Source organism: Acidovorax sp. HMWF029 (assembly GCF_003060895.1).
Lineage (GTDB): Bacteria > Pseudomonadota > Gammaproteobacteria > Burkholderiales > Burkholderiaceae_C > Acidovorax.
Window position 1 is genome coordinate 1 of the sequence record NZ_QAIH01000126.1, and the last position, 3,769, is coordinate 3,769.

Here is a 3,769-nt window from a genome sequence, read left to right on the forward strand (position 1 = left end):
ATTCACGGCGTGGTGGTGTTTGTCTTGGCGGGCAGCAGCGGCCTGCATGAGCGCATGGTGCAGGCCGAGCGCGACCGCATTGCCCGCCAGGGCAACAGTTCCTGATCTGCCCCCACCCCGAGGCCCCCTCATGGAAAACCGCTGGATCACCTCCCTCATCGCTGCATGCATCCACACTGCCAGCCAGGCAGGCACGGGCCTGATGGAACTGCCCGGTTTGGAGGGAGACGGGCCCGTCACCGTGTTCTACCCCAGCAGCGGTGCCGACGAGCCCGTGCAGCGAGGGCCCTTCCAGCTGCAGCTGGCCTGGCGGGCTCCTGCCGTGCAGGGCAATGGCCGCCTGCTTGTCATCACTCACGGGTCGGGCGGCAACCCGTGGGTCCACACCGACCTGGCACGCGCAATGGTGGCAGCAGGCTTTGTGGTTGCGTTGCCCGAACATGCGGGGGACAACGTCAAGGACCCGTCCACGCCCGGCCCCGAAAGCTGGAAGCGCCGCCCGCCCGAGGTCTCCCGCGCCATCGACGCCGTGGCCCGGGACAACCGCCTGGCCCCGCTGCTCGACCTGAACAAAGTGGGGGTTTTTGGCGGATCTGCCGGTGGCCACACGGCCCTGAGCTTCGCGGGCGGCGCGTGGTCGCCCGCGCGCTTTCGCCAGCACTGCGAGGCCCACATCGCTGACGACTTTTCCTCCTGCGTCGGCTTCATCACCCGGCTGCACGGCAATCTGCTGGACGGCTTGAAGAAGTGGTTTGCGCTGGCCGTGATACGCCACCGCTTCGGCGACGACACCGCCTACACGCACCAGGACCCGCGCGTGCAAGCCACCGTGGCCAGCGTGCCGTTTGCGGCCGACTTCGACATGGCCAGCCTGGTCCGCCCGCGCATTGCGCTCGGGCTGGTCACGGCGGGCATGGATGTGAACCAGGTGCCGCGCTTTCACAGCAGCGCCGTGCTCGCCGCCTGCCAGGAGCGCTGCACCCATGTGGCCCACCTGCCGGGCGCCAGCCACGGCGCCATGCTGTCGCCCATGCCACCGCTGCATCTGCTCAACGACGTGCAGACCGCACTGCTGGGCGACCCGCCCGGCTTTGACCGCAACGTGCTGCCCGAGGTGGACGCCCGGATCGTGGACTTCTTTGCCCAGCACCTGCAGCCACTTCCAGTCCCCCAGCGCTGATACATCGACGAGCAGCGCCTTGGCCTTGGCCCGCCGTATGCTCTCCATCTCCACGGCCACCCCGGCCTGCTCGCTACCATGACACCAACCCGCGCACCCCAGCCCCGCCGCCGTTACACCATGCTGATCGCAACCATCCTCCTGACCGCCGCCATCGCTGGGCTTGCCGCCGCCATTGCCTGGGGCGGCCCCAAAGACATCCCGCCGCTGGCCAGCATCAACGACCCGTTCAAAGGGGTGGACTACAGCAATGTGCCCCCGGCCCAGCGCTACACGGCGCGCGATGGCGCATCGCTGGCCTGGCACAGTTACAGCCCCGCCGGGGCAGCGCCCGACGCTCCCCAACGCCGGGTGGTGCTGGTGCACGGATCTTCTGCGCGCGGGCAGTCCAACCATGTACTGGCACAGGCGTTGGCTGCACAAGGCCACTCCGTGGCCTCCCTTGACATGCGGGGGCACGGCGCATCCGGCCCCCGGGGCCAAGCCGCCTATATCGGTCAGATGGAAGACGACATCGAGGACTTTTTGCGCGCCGTGCCCCACGCGGGCCCGCAAACGCTGATGGGCTTCTCGGCAGGCGGAGGTTTTGCGCTGCGTTTTGCAGGCAGCGCGCGGCAGGGCCTGTTTGACCACTATGTGCTGCTGTCCCCTTTCTTGCACCACAACGCGCCTACATCGCGGCCAGACAGCGGTGGCTGGGCATCGGTAGGTCTGCCGCGCATGATTGCCCTCACATTGATCAACCAGTTCGGCATCACCCACTGGAACCACCTGCCCGTGCTGAGCTTTGCGCTAAACGATGTGGCCCGCCAGCTGCTCACGCCCCACTATTCGTACACGGTGGCCACCAACTTCCGCCCCCACAACGACTATCTGGGCGATATCCGCAATGCCCGGGGCACCGTCTGCATCGTGGCCGGGCAGGACGACGAGCTGTTCCACGCTGACCGCTTTGCCGACCTGTTTGCCCAGGCGGGCAAGCCCGTGCCCGTCACCCTGGTACCGGGCGTGAACCACATGGGGCTGACGCTGGATGCGCAAGCCGTTGCCACGGTGGCGCGGCAGGCCTGCCCGGCGTAGCAAGCCGCCTTGCCACCTAAAATTCCGACCACCTCGTCCCACTTTTTGCTGCCATGCCAACTCACCTGAGCCCCGAAGAACTGGATGTGCTGGCCCGTCGCCGCGCCAACGCCAAGCTGGGCTGGTACGTGCATGCGGTGGCCTTCGTGCTGGTCAACGCAGTGATTTTTGCCATGTCGCGCTATGCGTTTGGCAGCCGCCCCTGGTCGGTGTACCCCCTGCTGGGCTGGGGGCTGGGGCTGGTCCTGCATGGGGTGTCGGTGTTTCTGCTCGGCACCGGCGGCGACCTGCGCGAGCGCATGGTGCAGCGCGAGCGCGAAGCCCTCCAGCGCCGCCAGAACCGGCCATGATGCTGCGCCGCGATTTCAGTGGGGTCAGCAAGCTGCGGCACTACCTGCAGGTGGTGGCATTCACGCTGGTCGTGGCCACCCTCCAGTACGCGTTCATACCCGACAAGCCCTACGGGCCGCCGGTGGTGTATTCGGTGCTGATCGGCACCTTCACGTGGGCCATCATCGACCTGGGGCGCGAGCTGATTCCATCGGCCGCCGAGACAGGCTGGCCGCAGGGTTGGCAGGGCATTGCGCTGGTCGCAGCGGGCATCATCATCGGCTACTTGGCGGGCACGCTGCTGGCGGATGCGCTGTGCGTCCACTACTTCCACTTCTACCCGGCGGGCGCATCGCTGTCCGGGGCAGACCAACGCACCTCCATCCTCATCACGGCCATTGCCGGACTGGTGGGCAGCTACTACTTCTACGCCATCCACAAATCGGCGTACCTGGAGGACAAGATGGCCGAGGCGCGCATGCATGCGACCGAGGCGCGCCTGAAACTGCTGGAAACCCAGCTCGAACCCCACATGCTGTTCAACACCCTGGCCAACCTGCGGGTGCTGATCGGCACCGACCCCGCCCGCGCGCAGGAGATGCTGGACCGCATGATTGCCTACCTGCGCGCCACGCTCAGCGCGTCGCGCAGCACCCAGCACCCGCTGGAGGACGAATTCGAGCGCCTGCAAGACTATCTGGAGCTGATGGCGGTGCGCATGGGCCCGCGCCTGGCCTACACACTGGAACTGCCCGACACCCTGCGCAGCGTGCCCGTGCCCCCGCTGCTGCTGCAGCCCCTGGTCGAGAACGCGATCCGCCACGGCCTGGAGCCCCAGGTGGAGGGCGGCCACATCACCGTGCGCGCCAGCACACGGCCTGGCGACAGCGGCCCCCAGCTGGTGCTGGAGGTGATAGACACCGGTGTGGGCCTGCCTGAGCAACTACCCACACCCGGCCCCGGGCAGAGCTTTGGCCTGGCCCAGGCACGCGAACGGCTGGCCACCTTGCACGGCAACGCAGGAGCTCTTGAATTGATAGCTGGGAACACAGGCGGGACGCGCGCAAACGTCATTTTTCCTTTGAAATTCCCACCCACACCATGAACCCGTCCCGCCCCCGCGCCCTGATTGCCGAAGACGAACCCCTGCTGGCCGCGGCCCTGCGCCAGGAGCTGACC

General features: G+C 67.4%; 4 protein-coding genes. All 4 read left to right on the forward strand.

Annotation, left to right across the window (positions count from 1 at the left end; translation table 11 throughout):
- The first annotated feature begins 130 nt into the window (after positions 1-130).
- The 4 genes from DBR12_RS08630 to DBR12_RS08645 all read left to right on the forward strand — a co-directional run bounded on the left by DBR12_RS08630 (position 131) and on the right by DBR12_RS08645 (position 3,695).
- Complete coding sequence (locus DBR12_RS08630; RefSeq protein WP_108616877.1) at positions 131-1,180, forward strand: dienelactone hydrolase; 1,050 nt, start codon at positions 131-133, stop codon at positions 1,178-1,180.
- A 78-nt stretch (positions 1,181-1,258) separates the two neighbouring features.
- Positions 1,259-2,260, forward strand: a complete 1,002-nt coding sequence (locus DBR12_RS08635) for an alpha/beta hydrolase (protein WP_233244361.1) — start codon at positions 1,259-1,261, stop codon at positions 2,258-2,260.
- A 53-nt stretch (positions 2,261-2,313) separates the two neighbouring features.
- Positions 2,314-2,610 (forward strand): 2TM domain-containing protein, encoded by a 297-nt coding sequence (locus DBR12_RS08640; protein WP_108616878.1) that lies wholly within the window; start codon positions 2,314-2,316, stop codon positions 2,608-2,610.
- Positions 2,607-3,695: a sensor histidine kinase gene (locus DBR12_RS08645; RefSeq protein WP_108616879.1), complete on the forward strand. Its 1,089-nt coding sequence runs from the start codon at positions 2,607-2,609 to the stop codon at positions 3,693-3,695. Before DBR12_RS08640 ends, DBR12_RS08645 begins: the two co-directional genes overlap by 4 nt.
- The last annotated feature ends 74 nt before the right edge of the window (positions 3,696-3,769 follow it).